Origin of the sequence: Paenibacillus sp. FSL H8-0122, from assembly GCF_038005345.1 — a bacterium.
Lineage (GTDB): Bacteria > Bacillota > Bacilli > Paenibacillales > Paenibacillaceae > Paenibacillus_AQ.
Genome location: NZ_JBBOTB010000001.1, coordinates 2,113,144 through 2,128,707, shown reverse-complemented (window position 1 = coordinate 2,128,707; position 15,564 = coordinate 2,113,144). Strand labels below are relative to the sequence as shown.

The 15,564-nt window shown below is 49.0% G+C and carries 18 protein-coding genes and 1 pseudogene; 7 read left to right on the top strand and 12 right to left on the bottom strand.

Annotated features, from left to right (window positions below; translation table 11 throughout):
• The first annotated feature begins 25 nt into the window (after window positions 1-25).
• The gene (locus NSS64_RS09240) at window positions 26-922 is read left to right on the top strand and encodes a LysR family transcriptional regulator (RefSeq protein ID WP_341139916.1); all 897 of its coding nucleotides are present in this window, start codon (window positions 26-28) and stop codon (window positions 920-922) included.
• 95 nt (window positions 923-1,017) lie between these two features.
• Here the strand turns inward: NSS64_RS09240 and NSS64_RS09235 are convergent, their stop codons facing one another.
• From NSS64_RS09235 to murQ, 4 genes are all read right to left on the bottom strand, one after another.
• The gene (locus NSS64_RS09235) at window positions 1,018-1,869 is read right to left on the bottom strand and encodes a MurR/RpiR family transcriptional regulator (protein WP_340939946.1); all 852 of its coding nucleotides are present in this window, start codon (window positions 1,867-1,869) and stop codon (window positions 1,018-1,020) included.
• Window positions 1,870-1,930: 61 nt separating this feature from the next.
• A complete protein-coding gene (locus NSS64_RS09230; protein ID WP_341139915.1) occupies window positions 1,931-2,983 on the bottom strand; it encodes a DUF871 domain-containing protein in 1,053 nt (350 codons plus the stop codon).
• 28 nt (window positions 2,984-3,011) lie between these two features.
• The gene (locus NSS64_RS09225; RefSeq protein WP_341139914.1) at window positions 3,012-4,430 is read right to left on the bottom strand and encodes a PTS transporter subunit EIIC; all 1,419 of its coding nucleotides are present in this window, start codon (window positions 4,428-4,430) and stop codon (window positions 3,012-3,014) included.
• A 26-nt stretch (window positions 4,431-4,456) separates the two neighbouring features.
• Window positions 4,457-5,344 carry an N-acetylmuramic acid 6-phosphate etherase gene (gene murQ, locus NSS64_RS09220; protein WP_341139913.1) on the bottom strand — a complete coding sequence of 296 codons (888 nt, stop codon included), beginning with the start codon at window positions 5,342-5,344 and terminating at the stop codon, window positions 4,457-4,459.
• Window positions 5,345-5,608: 264 nt separating this feature from the next.
• On the opposite strand from murQ, the pseudogene NSS64_RS32735 reads away from it, so the two are divergent.
• Window positions 5,609-5,830 (top strand): annotated as a pseudogene (locus NSS64_RS32735) (helix-turn-helix transcriptional regulator); the annotation flags it as partial.
• Window positions 5,831-5,967: 137 nt separating this feature from the next.
• Entirely contained in the window at window positions 5,968-6,153 is a 186-nt protein-coding gene (locus tag NSS64_RS32730) for a hypothetical protein (protein WP_445667786.1), read from the top strand.
• Between the two features lie 22 nt (window positions 6,154-6,175).
• Here NSS64_RS32730 and NSS64_RS09210 read toward each other — a convergent pair whose 3' ends face one another.
• A complete protein-coding gene (locus tag NSS64_RS09210) occupies window positions 6,176-6,535 on the bottom strand; it encodes a hypothetical protein (protein ID WP_340939940.1) in 360 nt (119 codons plus the stop codon).
• A 209-nt stretch (window positions 6,536-6,744) separates the two neighbouring features.
• Window positions 6,745-7,662: a hypothetical protein gene (locus NSS64_RS09205; RefSeq protein ID WP_341139912.1), complete on the bottom strand. Its 918-nt coding sequence runs from the start codon at window positions 7,660-7,662 to the stop codon at window positions 6,745-6,747.
• A gap of 139 nt (window positions 7,663-7,801) precedes the next feature.
• On the opposite strand from NSS64_RS09205, the gene NSS64_RS09200 reads away from it, so the two are divergent.
• Window positions 7,802-8,167: a GNAT family N-acetyltransferase gene (locus NSS64_RS09200; RefSeq protein WP_341139911.1), complete on the top strand. Its 366-nt coding sequence runs from the start codon at window positions 7,802-7,804 to the stop codon at window positions 8,165-8,167.
• Here the strand turns inward: NSS64_RS09200 and NSS64_RS09195 are convergent.
• On the bottom strand, window positions 8,119-9,711 hold the full coding sequence (locus NSS64_RS09195) for a PucR family transcriptional regulator (RefSeq protein ID WP_341139910.1): 1,593 nt from the start codon (window positions 9,709-9,711) through the stop codon (window positions 8,119-8,121). The genes NSS64_RS09200 and NSS64_RS09195 overlap by 49 nt on opposite strands.
• 132 nt (window positions 9,712-9,843) lie before the next feature.
• Here NSS64_RS09195 and NSS64_RS09190 point away from each other — a divergent pair, with 132 nt between their 5' ends.
• Entirely contained in the window at window positions 9,844-10,629 is a 786-nt protein-coding gene (locus NSS64_RS09190; RefSeq protein ID WP_340993365.1) for an acetoacetate decarboxylase family protein, read from the top strand.
• A gap of 13 nt (window positions 10,630-10,642) precedes the next feature.
• Window positions 10,643-11,407, top strand: coding sequence for an SDR family NAD(P)-dependent oxidoreductase (locus NSS64_RS09185; RefSeq protein ID WP_341139909.1), 765 nt, complete (start codon window positions 10,643-10,645; stop codon window positions 11,405-11,407).
• 93 nt (window positions 11,408-11,500) lie between these two features.
• On the opposite strand, the gene NSS64_RS09180 is transcribed toward NSS64_RS09185, so the two are convergent.
• Window positions 11,501-12,118: an HAD family hydrolase gene (locus tag NSS64_RS09180; protein WP_341139908.1), complete on the bottom strand. Its 618-nt coding sequence runs from the start codon at window positions 12,116-12,118 to the stop codon at window positions 11,501-11,503.
• Between the two features lie 351 nt (window positions 12,119-12,469).
• Between NSS64_RS09180 and NSS64_RS09175 the strand changes: the two genes are divergently transcribed.
• Window positions 12,470-13,585: an amidase domain-containing protein gene (locus NSS64_RS09175; protein WP_341139907.1), complete on the top strand. Its 1,116-nt coding sequence runs from the start codon at window positions 12,470-12,472 to the stop codon at window positions 13,583-13,585.
• 52 nt (window positions 13,586-13,637) lie between these two features.
• Here the strand turns inward: NSS64_RS09175 and NSS64_RS09170 are convergent, their stop codons facing one another.
• From NSS64_RS09170 to NSS64_RS09155, 4 genes are all read right to left on the bottom strand, one after another.
• Window positions 13,638-14,018 (bottom strand): hypothetical protein, encoded by a 381-nt coding sequence (locus NSS64_RS09170; RefSeq protein ID WP_340939929.1) that lies wholly within the window; start codon window positions 14,016-14,018, stop codon window positions 13,638-13,640.
• A 194-nt stretch (window positions 14,019-14,212) separates the two neighbouring features.
• Window positions 14,213-14,458: a hypothetical protein gene (locus tag NSS64_RS09165; protein WP_341139906.1), complete on the bottom strand. Its 246-nt coding sequence runs from the start codon at window positions 14,456-14,458 to the stop codon at window positions 14,213-14,215.
• Between the two features lie 21 nt (window positions 14,459-14,479).
• Window positions 14,480-15,112 carry a pyridoxamine 5'-phosphate oxidase family protein gene (locus NSS64_RS09160; protein WP_341139905.1) on the bottom strand — a complete coding sequence of 211 codons (633 nt, stop codon included), beginning with the start codon at window positions 15,110-15,112 and terminating at the stop codon, window positions 14,480-14,482.
• Window positions 15,113-15,153: 41 nt separating this feature from the next.
• Window positions 15,154-15,546 carry a VOC family protein gene (locus NSS64_RS09155; RefSeq protein WP_340939924.1) on the bottom strand — a complete coding sequence of 131 codons (393 nt, stop codon included), beginning with the start codon at window positions 15,544-15,546 and terminating at the stop codon, window positions 15,154-15,156.
• Window positions 15,547-15,564 lie beyond the last annotated feature (18 nt).

The following is a 15,564-nucleotide window of genomic DNA, read 5'->3' as shown; positions in this document are numbered from 1 at the left end:
TCTTATCCTGAAAGGAGTGAATTCCATGGAAACCCGCCACCTGCACTATTTCATGGCCGTCTGCGAAGAACTGCATTTCACACGCGCCGCTGAGGGACTGGGCATCAGCCAACCGACACTAAGCCAGCAGATTAAAGTACTGGAAGGTGAAATGGGCATGCCCCTGTTCGACCGGATCGGCAAAAAGATTGCCCTTACCGAAGCTGGTGCCCTCCTGAAGGACTACGCAGCCCGGATGATTCAGAATGAGCAGAATGCCAAGGCAGCGATTAATGAGCTGCGCTCCGACAACCGCGGCATGATCCGGCTTGGGGTGCTGCCCTCTGACCTGGACTACCGCCTAACTCCGATGCTGGTTAAATTCCATTCCGATTTTCCGAATATCCGGCTCCAGGTCTTCGCTTCAACGCTTATTCAGCAGGAGGTGCTGGAGAACAAGCTGGACATCGGCATCTGCCTTCCGGGTCCGCGTGATTCCATGCTGACTCAAGTGGACCTGGGCTGGGAGTCTTATCATCTGATTGTCCGCGAGGATCATCCTTATGCCGCCAAGAGCCACATTGAGCTGTCATCACTTCAACAGATCCAGCTTGTAATGTACCCGCGCACCTATATCGGCAGAGAGCTGGTGGAGAATACCTGCCGGGAGGCAGGCTTCGAGCTGGAACCGATCATGGAGACCGGATCAGCCACCTCGCTGCTTCAGCTGGTCAAGGCCGGGATTGGCGGCACCATACAACCGCGCGGACTGCTTGAGGGCATGGAGAACAGCGGACTGCGCTCCATTCCGATCCTGAATACCGCCCCCTGCCGCAACCTCAGACTGATCTACCGGGCTGACCGCTACATCAGCCATGCCACCCATACCTTCATCAGCAGCCTGCGCCGGTTCCTGATCGACAATCTCCGGCTTGAGGAATGAGCGTCCACACGTTGATGCTACTTACCAAACAGGGGCCATCCCAAGCAGCCATTTCATGGCTTTTAGGACAGCCCCTTTTATAGAGAGGTTCAACATCAGTCATTCAAAACTTCAATCATCTGCCTTGTCTTCGCCAGTTGCTCCACAGTTAAATCATGCTGGGCAGAAGCATATACGCTAAAGACAATATCGAGCACAAATAATTGGGCAAACCTTGAGCTGGTTGCCGCACTGCGAAGTGTGGCTTCCGGGGCACGTGATGTAAATAAAGAAACATCCGCCAGCTGGGAAAGCTTGTTATTTCCAGGACGGGTAAGGCTGATTGTTTTGATCCCATGCTCCTTGGCCCGTTTGGTTAATTGAATGACCTCGCCCGTCTCCCCGCTATACGAAATTCCCCAGAAGACAGCGTTCTCTGATTTCGTAGCCATAGCTGCCGCCAATAAATGACGGTCTGAAATAGCATATACATTTTTGCCGAGCCGCAGCCATTTCTGTGCCGCATCCTCTGCAATAATGAAAGACGCCCCTATCCCATACACATAAATAACCTCTGCCTGCTGTAACAGGCTCACGGCCTGCTCAATCGAATGCGCGTCCAGTTGACTGGCTGTATTCTGAAAGGTCAATATGGTATTGGACAACATTTTATCAATGATCGAATGCACCGTCTCGTTGGATTCAACATCAAAGTAGCCGACATAATTCGTATTCTCTACTTCAGCGGATAAACGGATCTTCAGGGCGGGGAAGCCCTCGATGCCCAGTGACCGGCAAAAACGGACAACCGCCGCACTGCTTGCCTCCGCTTTAGCCGCTAACTCATGTATGCTCATATGCATCACTTCTTTAGCATTGGCAAGAATGTACTCCGCTACTTTTTTTTCGGATTCCGGCAGTTCATTTAATACCAGTTCAATTTGAGAAATCATACTTCCTGCTGCCAAGTTCTAAACTCCTCTCCTCAGTCTATTCTCCTTATTGTAACAAAATAGAAGGGAGTAATCATTAAGTAGCAGCCGTGAAGCTGAAGCTCCTTCCGCCTTGTCTGACGTAGTCCAATAGAGGAAGGTCCTCTTCTATCACATGACCAATCACATTAACAGCCTCATGTGCCGGCAGATCTCTTAATGCGATCTGTAATTCATGTTCATAGCGGCCATACAAATAATTATCGACGGTAATTGTTCCTCTGGGCCGCTTGTTCGTATGCATAGGCGCAATCCTTCGGGTCATTCCAAAACGCTCCTGATCTGTCCGTGCCGTCTCAGAGCGAATCACATCACGGGCAGCGTCAAGGCGGTTCCGGTGGACCTTATCCCATAAGGCATAAGGTAATTCTCGGGTTACCCGCAAAGGAATAACCCCTTCCTCATACCGCTGAAATTGAATCTGAGACCCTTCTGAGAGGGTTAAATCGCCAACGAAAATTTTGTCCACTGCACAATCTTGCTCTAATTCCAGGTAGGCTAGAAAAGAAGATTGATTCCGGTGCTTCTCCAGAGTAGGCAAGCTTTGAAATAACGGTTTTCTCTTCAGCCCGTCTCCCGGAATAAAGGCCATCGTCGTAATCCCTTCCGCTTGCAGCCACCTGTTCTTCGCTATGAACGGTTCCTTATCCAGACCTGTCTCCGGGCGGGGATAATAATTATGCCAGGCTTCAATGTTCTCAAGACAAATCGGATGCTCCTTCAATGCGGCTAAGAATTCCGGGGTTAAGGTGCTGGCATTTAAGGCGATTCTCATTTTGTTGGAGTAGGCGGCAATGTCACGGGCTTCAAAGCCGAAATCCATCCGCAAACCTGTAACACCAGCCTCTAGTAGAAAGGGTAACGAAAAGTTCTCCAATGCCTTCCCGGAGATATCCGCCATCAGGTCCATTCCTAACCGCCGGGCAGCCTTTGCGGTCTCCAGCAGCTTCTCCTTGAGTTGTCCGATATCATCTTCCGGCATATGAAGAGAGGTGAATATTTCGGTACAGCCTGCTTCCTTCATGTGTTCCATATACTTCACATTGTCTTCTAACGTGCGGTCCGCCACAAAAATTGAAATTCCGAGCACTGGAATCACCTCAATATTTCAGGGTTGCTTAATCCTGTTCTGCCATAGCCTCTTTAGGTGTACCGAAGAGGTAAGTGGCGATAAATCCGCCAGCGTAAGCTGCAATTAAGCCTATTACGTATTTCAGCCATAATCCACCCGCAATCAAGGGAATTAAGGCAACTCCGGAAGGGCCAATCGCAATGGCTCCAACGTTGCCGAATAAACCAATGACCGCACCACCAATCCCGCCTCCAATACAAGCTGTAACAAACGGCCGGCCTAGCGGTAAAGTAACCCCGTAAATCAATGGCTCGCCGATTCCCAGAATCCCCACCGGAAGAGCGCCTTTAATCATGTTCGTCAATGATTTATTCTTCTTGCAGCGAATCCATAAGGCGATGGAAGCCCCAACCTGGCCTGCCCCAGCCATAGCCAGCATTGGAAGCAGCAGCGTCATCCCTGAATCATTGATCATCTCAATGTGAATCGGCGTCAACACCTGATGCAGCCCTAACATAACAAGCGGCAGGAACGCAGTTCCTAACACAAAGCCTGAGAATGCTCCGCCCACTTCTAACGTCCAGTTAATCGCTCCGATTAAATTGCTTGAGATGAATCCGGCGAACGGCATGATGAAAAAGATGGTTACCAGCCCTACAGCCAGCAAGGCGATTGTAGGTGTAACGATAATATCAACCGCATCAGGAATCACTTTACGCAAATATCTCTCAACGATGGACAGCATCCATACGGCGATGAGAACGCCGATCACCCCGCCTTGCCCCGGTGTCAGAGGTGTACCCGTAAATATATTAGTAATGGTCAGGTCTGCTGTAACCCCTGTTAACAGTGTTACCCCACCGATTACTCCCCCGAGAGCAGGCGTAGCTCCGAATTCTTTGGCAGCGTTAATACCGACATAAATCACCAGGTAACTGAAAATCGCATTTTTGATGACATTTAATATCGTCACATATTGCTGCCAGGTTGCTGTGTCTAAATTACCCGCTGTAATATTGTTCGCCAGAATAGACCCAATACCCGCAATTAATCCGGCTCCAACGAATGCAGGGATAAGCGGGATGAATATATTTCCGATCTTCCGCAAAAAGTTTTTGAACGGCGTATCATTCTTCTTTTTTAGCTGCGCCTTCATTTGTGCGCCTTTGGCCTGTAATTGTTCAGCCGAAATTGTACTTTCGCCCGCTGAAGCACTTTCTTCAAGTACTTTACCGAATTCTTCAGCTACCTTGGTCACGACCCCAGGTCCGAGAATGACTTGATAAGTTTCATCATCCACTACTCCCAGAACCCCGTCGATTTGCTTCAAGTCCGCTTCAGCAATCCGGCTGCGGTCCACAACAGTTACACGAAGACGAGTCATGCAATGGGTGTACTCGGATACATTCGCACGGCCACCGATGGCCCCTAATATGTTGACCGCTAAATCATGATATTTACTCATGTTGTAGCCCCCTTCTTCTTATCGTATTATTGAATCGCCTGACGGACGAAGCCTTGTGATGCTTCCAGCCGCTGCACAGCTTCTTTCTTAGTTAGCCCCGCAAGAATCATCACAATGGCAATCTTCGGTTTCTGATCTGCCTGCTTCAGAACACGCTCCGCTGTTTCAGCGTCACACTCTGTCGCATCCATCACAATCCGTTTGGCACGTTCTACAAGCTTTTCATTGGTCAGCTGTACATCCACCATTAAATTTCCATATACTTTGCCCGTACGAATCATCGAAGCGGTTGATAGCATATTGCAGATTAATTTCTGCGAACTCCCCGCCTTCAAACGTGTTGACCCGGTTAATACCTCCGGTCCATTTACGACTTCAATCGCAATCCCGGCAATTCTGCCAATCGCTGAATCTTTGTTGCAGCTCACAGCTACAGTGGGTGTTCCAATAGAATTGGCATATTCTAATCCGCCGATCACATAGGGTGTGCGTCCGCTGGCGGCAATGCCGACGACAACATCTTTCGCTGTCAGCTTAATATCCTGTAGATCCTGCACCCCTAATTGTTCATTGTCCTCTGCGCCTTCAACGGCTTTGATAAACGCCCTCTCTCCCCCGGCAATTAGCCCGATGACCTCCTCAGGTGCTGTTCCAAAGGTTGGCGGACATTCAACAGCATCCAGCAGGCCGATACGCCCGCTTGTTCCAGCCCCCATGTAAATTAAGCGCCCGCCTTGTCTGATCGCCATTGTAATCACTTCCACGGCTTCGGCAATCTGCGGAATGACTTGTTTCACAGCTTGTGCGACCTTGTGATCTTCTTCATTCATCACTTCCAGAAGCTCAAGCGGTGTTAACTCATCCAGGTTCATGGTCTTCTTATTGCGGGTCTCCGTTGTCAAATGCTCTAACATGATTTCCATCATCCTTTTCCGTTTATGAAATCGCTCTCTAAATGCAGAATACCATTACTGAAATATTATTTCAACATAATTATTGTTTTATTAAAATTAAATATCAGTAAGAAATTGAACACATACAAAAACAAACCCCTGCGATGCACGCAGGAGCTTGTTCATGTATCCTTCTTCTATATTTCCCCTTTACGCCTCCATCAACCCTAACGCAGAATCGCCCCTTTTGTCATCCGCTATTGTTAGTCAGGAACCGGACTTCAGATGGCAAAATGGGATAATATGCTGGCTATGCTATGGATGCTGCGGTCCGGCAAAAAACTCACTGCCGCACAGATTGCGGACAGTCTGGAGATCAGCGTCCGTACCGTGTACCGGTATATCGACGCGCTTGGTGCCAGCGGTGTACCGGTGGTTGCGGAATCCGGGCATGACGGCGGAGTGTATATTCTGGACAGCTTCAGCGAGACCCCTCTGTTCTTCAACGCGTTAGAGCTGAAGGCTACTTCCGCAGCCAAGCGGAAGAGGAGCAGGAAGAAGCCGGCCCCCTTGCGGTTATCCGCATTGAAGGGGAGCCTGATACGCTGAACAAGCTATGCAGCAATTGGCATCTGCGTCACTACTTGACGGAACGGAACGGCCGGGAGGCGCGGTTCCTGCTCGATGTTCCGTCCATGAACAAGTACCTGCCCAAGTATCTGCTGTCGTTCGGTACAGCGATCCGTATCCGGGAGCCGCTTGCGCTGAAGCTTCTGATTCAGGACAGAGCCCGCGAGATCAGCAGACATTACATGGACGATGCCGATTGAACTTCACTGACAAGCGGTTTGTTTAGACCTTAAACAATATAATGATCTCGGTAAGCAGAACGAGCCCGGCGGCCGATACACCCAGCGAATTAATAATCGTCAGTGCATCCGGGTAGCTCTCTTTGCGGAACTGGGAGCACAGGGAGACCGTCCATAATACGCTGAAAAATAGTCCGGCAGACCCGCAGCCCTGCTCGTTCAGGACCTGTCTTCTGCGCCGAAAGAATCTGCCGAGTCCGGCAAAAGTGAATGCCATATAAATAATAAGCTCAGCCGATGAAATGGCGATGACTTCGCCTGCAGAAAACAGATGCATCAATGCGTACTGAATGCTAAAACCCATAATTACAAGCATGTTAAAGGAAACCTTGTGAATACTCAAGCCTCTTCCCCCTCCTGCGTAAAAACGTACACAGCATTTAGATAACGCTTACATTATAATTGTAATCGTTTTCCTTTTCTGTGATTAATGACGCTTCGGGCCTATAGGAAGATATGCTTTGCGGGTCTTTGCGCCCGGGTTCTGCGCACTAAGAACCGGGCTGCTTCGGCAACAGCCCGGTTTCTTCCACAAGATGTAAGTGGTCTTGACTACATAGCTTCCAGATAATCCATCACAGCCTGAGTCTTCTTATCGCCATTCTGCTCCACAAGCAGCAGGAAATCATCCAGCTGAGTCAGCAGCCTGCTGGCCTCAATCTGCTCAGGACCTGCCTCAGAAAGGGTATTCTCATACGCAATTGCCGCTTTTAGAAGGATGACCTGGGTCTTCTTGTCGAACAGCGGTGTGTTGGGGGCTCCGTTAAACACAATCTGCTTGGAAGCTTCAAAGGCTTCCTTCATGGCGGCGGCACGGTTAGAGGTCTTATACGTCTGCACAAAGGCTTCATATTGCACCGCCCGTTCCAGGACCTGGTACCAGTCCACCTGTAAAGTTCTGTTGATCACAGTGGGTTGCTCCGACTCTGCGGCCATCAGGTCAATATATACCTGGAGATCTTTGCTGAGGTACGGCTTGAATCCTTTGAAGCTCTTGTATTGAATGACCGGAACAAACCCGCCGCCGCCCCTCTCCAGCTTATAGTTCATGGCCGTCAAGTCTTGCAGTACAATCCGTGACTCGGACCGCTGCACCTTGGAGCGTGCCAACGCCATGGACATGCCGGGGGTGTATATATTTTTGATATCCAGTTGAACGACAGGCGCATTCATACGTTTGGTTGCTGTAGGAAGGTAAGCCTTTAGTGCATTCTCCAGATGCAGCACAGCCAGGTTAGCCTCGGATGGCATCATCTGACTGATACGGTTAACCAACGTAGCTTGGGCCAGGCCAAGAGAAGATGGCTTTTGCAACCTCTGTTCGAATAAAGCGAAGGCTGTTGTAGGCTTCACCGCCGCTGCCTCGATCTTCTGCGGGAAAGCGCCAAGAACGGTAATTCCGGTGCTAGTCAATAACAGTGCGGAGGCAAGCATGGCTGCCAGGTTTTTGGTTAATCTCTTCGGCCTCATAGGCACACCCCTTCAATAAATAGACGTAGTGCTTATATTTTACCATACATTAACAACCGGGTTCACGTTCATAGACAACCCGATTATATGATCGCATAATAATAGTATGAAATATTGCCCATGAATAGGAGAATCATCAATGAACTTATCCGAACCTTTTACAACCAGCCGTCTGCACTTCCGCTTACTGAATCAATCAGACACCGATGCCGTCTACAAGCAATTCTCAGACCCTGATATGTGCAGATACTTCAGTGAGCCGCCCTGCGATTATAACGAAGCTGTGGAGATTATTGAGCATTACGCCCAGCCTGAAGGCAAAGGCCATCACCGCTATGGGATGTTTGACCGGGAGACCGGTTCCTTCATTGGCACCTGCGGCTATCATTACTGGGACGCTGAGCGGAAGCAGGTGGAGATCGGTTATGACATCTGGAAGGACTATTGGGGACAAGGTTATATGTCGGAGGCCCTGCTCCCTCCCCCATTGAGCTTTTCCAGATAATCTGTCATTTGATAGGACATATATAGCCTCAGTACCTGATCGATCTGGTGCAAATCAAGCTGAATCAGTTCGTCGATCTGGCGTAAGCGGTACCGCAGGGTGTTGCGGTGGACGAATAGTTCGTCGGCGGTCTTTTGCAGCTGCTGGTTGTTCTTCAAGTAACAATAGAGGGTATGATACAAGTCCGCATGATGCTTCTCATCGAATACACGCAGGATCGTAAGCGCCGGATGGGTGACATCCCGGGAATCATGCTGCGCATGCGGGGATAACAGGTCATACAGCTGCACAGCTGCATATAGCACACGCGGTTCCGCAGGCCAGACGATCCGCCCGATCTCCAGCGCCTTGAGCGCCTGCAGATAATATTTGCGGCAGTCTGTAAGGCCGGTGAATTCCCGGCTGATCCCCAGACGGAGCTGATGGCTGACGAGAAATTCCCGCAAGCTTGGATCATACTCTCTTGACCTGGACGATGCAGTATCACCCTCACTGACCCCTACCATATATTCATGGTAAAAAATCAGGCGCTCTTCCCCGAAATGCAGGTGCAGCTGATCCCTTAGATAACCAGTCTGTTTGCCGGAAGCAGAGGCATTGTACCCCGCAAGCTCCAGCACCAGAATAGACAATCTGCCCTTAGGCAGATGCACTCCGCTCCGCAGGCTCTCCTGAATTAGTTGTGGACCGTTCTCCCCATTCTCCAGCAATTCATAGATCAGCTCTTCATATTCCGCCTGGCTTGAATTCCTGTAAAAGCTGTTCTTAGCCAGCTCCGCCGCCACCAGCCCGGCCGTAAAACCCGCCAGTTCATGATCCTTCTGTTCAATCGGGCGTGTGTCGCCCAGCACAATCACATTCCCGACAGGCTTGCTGCCGATCCTAATCCTGGCGACCAGCTTGGTCACCCGGCTTCCGCTGCATTCCACTTCGTAAGCCTCCAGCGACTCTATGCCGGTCTGCACACTCTTCAGTTGGTGGACGGCAGCTATGAAATCATAGGAACAGTAGCCTTTGTGCAGATTATCGTTCCAGATGGGATCGGTAACCCCGCTACAATCCGAAGAAGCCAGAACCTTATAGCTTACATCGATGATAATTACCGGATTGCCCATCAGCTCTGCCGCCGCACAGACGATTGCATCCAGTCCTTTGCCGGCGACACAGGCCTCAAGCATTCGGCCCTTAGCCTGCTCCCGTTCAGCCTCTTCCAGGAACAGCCCCCGGATCTGATTATAGAGCTCGAATACATCTTCCCCTGCCCCGAATTCCATACGGTTCTGTCTGCTATATATCTGCTGATGCTGGCCTGAAGCTGGCTCCACAGTATCATTAATCAGCATCAGGCTGGCCTGCTCCAACCCTTCTGCGTGATCCGGTAATCCGGACCGGTAGCCTACATAAATAAATTCAGGCGCAAAATGCGTCAGGCTCTTCGTAATCAGCATCGTATCTGAATATGCTGTCGTTATTGCTTTGTTCCACTGGATATGTAGGGCTTGCTTACTAAATTGTCTGCTAATCTGTTCAAAGGTTACATTCATCGCTCTCCCCCCTTGATTATTATAGTGCGCCGCGCACAATATTCCCATTTATTTTTATATTTTCCATATATATAATCACTGGAATAGTCATGTTACATTATTCGTGACCCTATATCACAGGAGGAGATTCAGATGAGCAGCTTCGTAAAAGATGTGAATGAGATTACCAAAAGAATCAATACACCTACGACCTTCTATAATGCCGAGACACTAACTGTCTATTGGGAGACTTCGCCCGAAGTGATCCGCAGCATTCTGCCTGCCCCGCTTACGCCGGGTCCAAGACCGCTTGTGCATGCTTTTGTAGCCAACTATCCCCGCACCAGCTTCTGCGAGCCTTACCGTGAAGCTGCGGTCTTCGTTCTGGCATCGTACAACGGGCAACCGGGCACCTACTGCCTGTCCATGCCGATCAGCGATGATATCGCGATGGGCCTGGGGCGTGAGATTTACGGCTTCCCCAAGAAGATGGCCGACATCGGTCTCCAGAAGGAGGATCAGCATATAGCAGGCAGCGTCTCACGGCGGGGCACTGAATTCTTCCATGTAGAAGCTGCACTTAGCGGTAAAATGAATGCCGTAGACGGACAGCGCATCATTTCTGAACATTATGGTGATGGCCTGCCTGTCTTCAATATGAAGTATTCTAAGTCTCCAGATGGACGCGGATTTGATCTTGGACCGCTGCTGATCCGGCAGACAGCCTCAATGGATATCAGTGTGCGCACAGCGGCAGAAGTTGAGATTCACCTGCATGACTCTCCGCATGATCCTTGGGCCGAGCTGGAAGTCGTTCGGATGCTTGGCGGCATCTACACGGTCAGCAATACCGTCCTTGAACGCGGTGAGGTTCTGACTGCTGTAGATCCTGAACAGTTCCTTCCCTACTCCAACTTGCGCTGGGATTGGTGGAATTAATGGAGGTGTGCCTGTGAGAAATCCATTTGATTTGAGCGAAAAAGTAGCAGTGGTGACAGGCGCAGCCGGGGGAATAGGCGCAGAATTGGCTCAAGCTCTGGCCGGGCAAGGGGCGGATGTTGCCCTGCTGGATGTAAGAGTGGACGAGCTGGAAGCGGCGCGGCAACAGATTGAAGCCCAGGGCCGCCGGGCGCTTCCGCTCCAATGCGACGTAACCCGCAGCACGGAGATTGAATCGGCAGTAGCAAGGATGCTGGAGCATTTCGGACGGATAGATATCCTGGTGAATAATGCCGGAGTTGCCTCCGCAGGCTCTGTCGAGGAATTGGCAGAAGCGGAATGGGACCGGGTGATGGATACCAATGTGAAGAGTATTTATCTCATGTCCAAAGCTGTGATCCCGGCCATGAAGGCACGCAAGGCGGGCCGCATTATCAACCTTGCTTCCATCTGCGGTGTGAAGGGCAGCAAGCTGGCCGCCCTGCATGCCTATAATGCCTCCAAAGGCGCTGTCGTGAATCTGACCCGCGGCATGGGCGCGACCCTCGCTCCTTACGGAATCACGGTGAATGCGATCGGACCCAGCCTGTTCCCCAGCGGGATGACCCGCGCACTCTATCAGGACCAATTTCTGGAGCAGTATAATACGCTATGCCCTATGGGCCGGCCCGGCAACCCCGATGAATTGAACGGCGCTGTCCTCTACTTCGCCTCAGATGCTTCCAGCTACACGACAGGCCAGACGCTATATGTGGACGGGGGCTGGACAGCCGTCTGATCCTAGCATAAAGAGCTGTCTTCCTAGCCTTGGAATGCCTGGAGGGCAGCTCTAGCTTTTACAGAAAGGGACGTCCCTTATATGGAGGGCGAATCAGAACAAATCCAACATCCCATCCAGCCGGTCAATCACGAAATCATGACTGCTCACTTCACCGAAGCCGTATCTTGCATATACAAAAGGAATCCTCGCGAACCTGGCCGCCTTCCTATCCCCTTCTGTATCGCCTACATAGACAGGACTCATCAGATGATTGCGGTCCATGACCAGCTTGATATTCTCTCCCTTGGACAGTCCGGTTCTCCCCGGATTCTCGAAGTCTGTGAAATACTTCTGCAACCCATGATACGCATAAAAAGCCTCAATGTACCCCGCCTGACAGTTGCTTACGATGAACAGCTTATATTTAGCTGATAATGCCTGAAGCACCTCTTCCACCTGTTCGTATAATCTTCCACCTTGTCTCGCCAGCACATCACATTCCATGTTACAGCAATCATCCAGCATCCTCTGCCGGGTCTCCTCATCCGTATCAGGGAACAGCCTTCGGCCAACCTCCGGCACCGGCAGACCCATAATTCCCTGTAAATCTTCTATACTTACTTCATTCGCAGCTCCATTGTAGCTGTTAATCACATGATTCCATCCTGCTACTACAGTCTCCGTCGGGTCCCATAACGTGCCATCCAGATCAAAAATAATACTATCCATTTCACATTCCCCTCACCTTTTACGCAGCCTTAATAAGGCTCAGAATACTATCAATTGTACTCCGATCAAGTCCCGATAACCAAGTAATCGTATCATGCTCTTCTCTTGTTACGCTTCAGCCAACCAACTCAATAGCTGAAGAACTAATACCTTTAGGGATAACAAAAACATTCTCTTTTAGCTATCCGTAAAGGTATACCTTTACGGATAGTGTGTTGCATATTGAATTGTACGAATATCTCAAAAATATATTTTTTAAAAAAAAGTTAAAATTTCAAGGAACCTTTTCCCTTTTTTGGCGTTTATAACTATGAACGTCATTACAAAATATGACAATGGGAGAGTGGCAAATTGAACTTCAAGAAGACTTGGTTGATTGTCGGAACGTTCGCTCTAGGCTTCAGCTTAGTAGGAAGTGCTGTTTCCGCCGAGACTTATTCTGAGAAGAATGCTGATATTCAAATTAAATCTAGTGATATCCAGTTTTACAATGTGCTTCCTGGAAAGTCAGCAGAGGTGAAGGAAAAAGCTCTTATTGAACACAAAGATGCTATCAACTTGGTTGAAAACCAGTTGAATAAAGATACTATCGCTATCAAAACAGACTTAGACAATGTGGAATATCAAAAATATGTACTCTCATTAGGAACTTCTTTTGAATTATTCTCTGCTGAGGACATGAAAAAAATAGTAGAATATGTAAAATTTATCGATTGGTATGAAAACTATGAACTTAATGTACAATTGAAAACATATCAAAATAAGCTTAAAAACAACATAACACTCTCCAATGCAGAACTTACTGAATTAAATGGTCTTTTACCGATTCCTTCAGATGCTCCTTCTACTGCTCCATCTACAGCCAATAGCGAAACAAACTTTGATTCTTTCGCAACAGACGAGGTTAGTCCACTAGCCGTTTCCGCAAATGGATATGACAACATAGCAGCCCGTGACTATGCTTATAGTTGGTGGAACAAAAGAAATCCCACGTATTCAATATATTATGCTGAAAAAGCTGGCTGTAATGTAGCGAATTCATCTTGTTGGTCGCAATGGAATGATTGCACTAACTTTGTATCCCAAGCGATTTATGCAGGAGGGATGAAATTTAGAACAGGTTCCCACGTAACTGCTGATGATGCTTGGAGGTTCGGACCTCTTATGCCTACTCACACGTGGGGAGGAGCGCAAAACTTCTATAAACATTGGAGTCAAAGAGCTGGCGTTGCATCAAGTGTGACCGCTCTACAAACAGGTGATGCCGTAAATGCGGACTTTGGAGCTGATGGACATGTCGATCACACTGCTATAATCACAAAAAATACAGGCAACAACAATAATAATAAATTCTTAACCCAACACACAACTGACAAAAAGGAAACTAGCACACTCCAAGATTGGTTTAGCGCTGGCTATAGTGTATATGGATACGAAATGGACAAAGCTAGTAACACTGGTAACTAAGTACAACGTAAAACAACGCCCCCTTTACAAAGTAGGGGCGTTGTTTTCTTGTCTAGTCCTCAAGGTTCGCAATTCCAGCATTCAAACTATATATAATATAAAAATGATTCCATTGCTGCGTAGTGACTATTTCTTCCCTACCGTCTTTCTTAAAAAAATAACCCGATCCCTCCTGTTGAGTATATACCCACCCTTCTCGTTCCATGCGTGACTTTAACAGTTCCTGTGGATCGCCCTCTTCTTTCGTGAGATAGCGCTCTCGGCCAGGCATATCGCTATCTATCCGAATAACAGATTTACCGGTTGATTCTAAACGATACATGTGTTTCACATTATTATATCCAACGTTATTGACGTATAATGCTCCTAACGTGGCTAAAAGGACAATAGCCCCAATAAAGCTAAATAAAATGATCTTCCATTTCTTCTTCATCCGTTCCCCTTCCCCTTCCCTCTTAAAAAATTGATTTCATCATATTTATAAACGGAAGCGGGCATCACTTAGTTACCAAAAAAATCGATTAGTCCTCTCCTTCCACGTTCTCATACAACTCCGTCAATAAGAAACCCTGAACGCTCCAAAGCCAGTTTAAAAGCGTCTGAGCTGAAATTTAGCGGCTCATCAATCTATTTCTGTTTGACCTCCAGCAACACCCATTTTCTCGGGAAAACAATAATTCCATTGATCGCTTGAACAGGAATAGACGTATCATAAGTAATGATCATAGTTGTTGTTCCACAGGCCCCGCCCAGATCAAATGCACCATATTCAGTGAATAGCTCTCTGCTCTGTGGATCTGCATCCCCGACTCCCGCACCAGTCCAAGAACATCCCGGGTCTGATGGCATCCGTATCAGCCGCTCTGTATCCATCCCCACCGTTCACTCCCCTTCTTAATACAGCCGCTTCTGGTAGCTCTCCTCTATCCCGCGCCGCACCACTTCCTCCGTGAACTCCGCTGCATTCACATGAGCGGCGATGATGGCCGGAGCAGACGGGAGCGTGGCTTCAGCAGGCCATGTGCCGGGGTCCCAGACCTGCGATCTTTTGAAGGCCTTGGCACAGTGCATATAGCATTCCTCCACCTTCACCCCGATCCCCAGCGCAGGCCGCTTGCCTCTGGCTCTCATCCGATCCAGAATAGGCTCATCCTTAATGATATAGGCTTGCCCGTTAACCCGCAGTGTCTCTTCAAGTCCCGGGATCACAAAAATCAGACCGATATGCGGATTAGCCAGGATATTCAGCAAAGAGTCCAATCTGCGGTTGCCCGGACGTTCAGGAATGACCAGATGTCCTTCATCCAGCACCAGCACCGAACCGGGCGCATCCCCGCGCGGAGAGACATCGCATGAGCCGTGTTCATCTGCTGTGGACAGAAATAATAGAGGGGACATCGCTATATAATCACGGCAGTGATGATCCAGCTGATGGATCGCTTTGCGCTTCACCACTTCACTCGGATAGCCCAGAAGCTCTCTAAGCTCATTTTCCGATGTCAGCATGTCATGAAAAGATTTATTCATCCCGCACCCCGCTTCTGATTATTATGTTAACCGTACTCCGCCTAACGCCAGACCTTCATCCGTTCATCCAGAGTAGAAGTATGCAGCTCCAGCTGAATCCCATCCGGGTCCAGGAAATTCACCGACCAGCCGGTTCCCCGCTGAACAGGTCCTCTGACGATCTCAACGTGATGCTTCTGCAGGATGTCTACAGCATCATTGAAATCTTCCTCTGCGATATAAAAAGCTACGTGATCCATCCCGGCGAATTCGTCTAAAGGCTCCTTGGTAACCGTTCGTTCAAGCAGACAGACCCAGGCGCTGCCCCACTCCAGATAGGCATCTATCCGGCCGCGGTGTCTGACATTCATACCCAGAATGCCCTGATAGAACTCCAGAGATGCCTTAAGATCGCGTACCTTAAGTGTGATGTGACTGAATCCGGTGACTTTCATTTGATCATCTCCTCCTAT

What these genes read in the sequence shown, in the direction of transcription:
- NSS64_RS09240 (WP_341139916.1), top strand. Translation starts at nt 26, where the DNA reads ATGGAAACCCGCCACCTGCACTATTTCATGGCCGTCTGCGAAGAACTG.
- NSS64_RS09225 (WP_341139914.1), bottom strand. Translation starts at nt 4,430, where the DNA reads ATGAGTAAATATCATGATTTAGCGGTCAACATATTAGGGGCCATCGGT.
- murQ (WP_341139913.1), bottom strand. Translation starts at nt 5,344, where the DNA reads ATGTTAGAGCATTTGACAACGGAGACCCGCAATAAGAAGACCATGAAC.
- NSS64_RS09205 (WP_341139912.1), bottom strand. Translation starts at nt 7,662, where the DNA reads ATGAGGCCGAAGAGATTAACCAAAAACCTGGCAGCCATGCTTGCCTCC.
- NSS64_RS09200 (WP_341139911.1), top strand. Translation starts at nt 7,802, where the DNA reads ATGAACTTATCCGAACCTTTTACAACCAGCCGTCTGCACTTCCGCTTA.
- NSS64_RS09195 (WP_341139910.1), bottom strand. Translation starts at nt 9,711, where the DNA reads ATGAATGTAACCTTTGAACAGATTAGCAGACAATTTAGTAAGCAAGCC.
- NSS64_RS09190 (WP_340993365.1), top strand. Translation starts at nt 9,844, where the DNA reads ATGAGCAGCTTCGTAAAAGATGTGAATGAGATTACCAAAAGAATCAAT.
- NSS64_RS09180 (WP_341139908.1), bottom strand. Translation starts at nt 12,118, where the DNA reads ATGGATAGTATTATTTTTGATCTGGATGGCACGTTATGGGACCCGACG.
- NSS64_RS09170 (WP_340939929.1), bottom strand. Translation starts at nt 14,018, where the DNA reads ATGAAGAAGAAATGGAAGATCATTTTATTTAGCTTTATTGGGGCTATT.
- NSS64_RS09165 (WP_341139906.1), bottom strand. Translation starts at nt 14,458, where the DNA reads ATGGATACAGAGCGGCTGATACGGATGCCATCAGACCCGGGATGTTCT.
- NSS64_RS09160 (WP_341139905.1), bottom strand. Translation starts at nt 15,112, where the DNA reads ATGAATAAATCTTTTCATGACATGCTGACATCGGAAAATGAGCTTAGA.
- NSS64_RS09155 (WP_340939924.1), bottom strand. Translation starts at nt 15,546, where the DNA reads ATGAAAGTCACCGGATTCAGTCACATCACACTTAAGGTACGCGATCTT.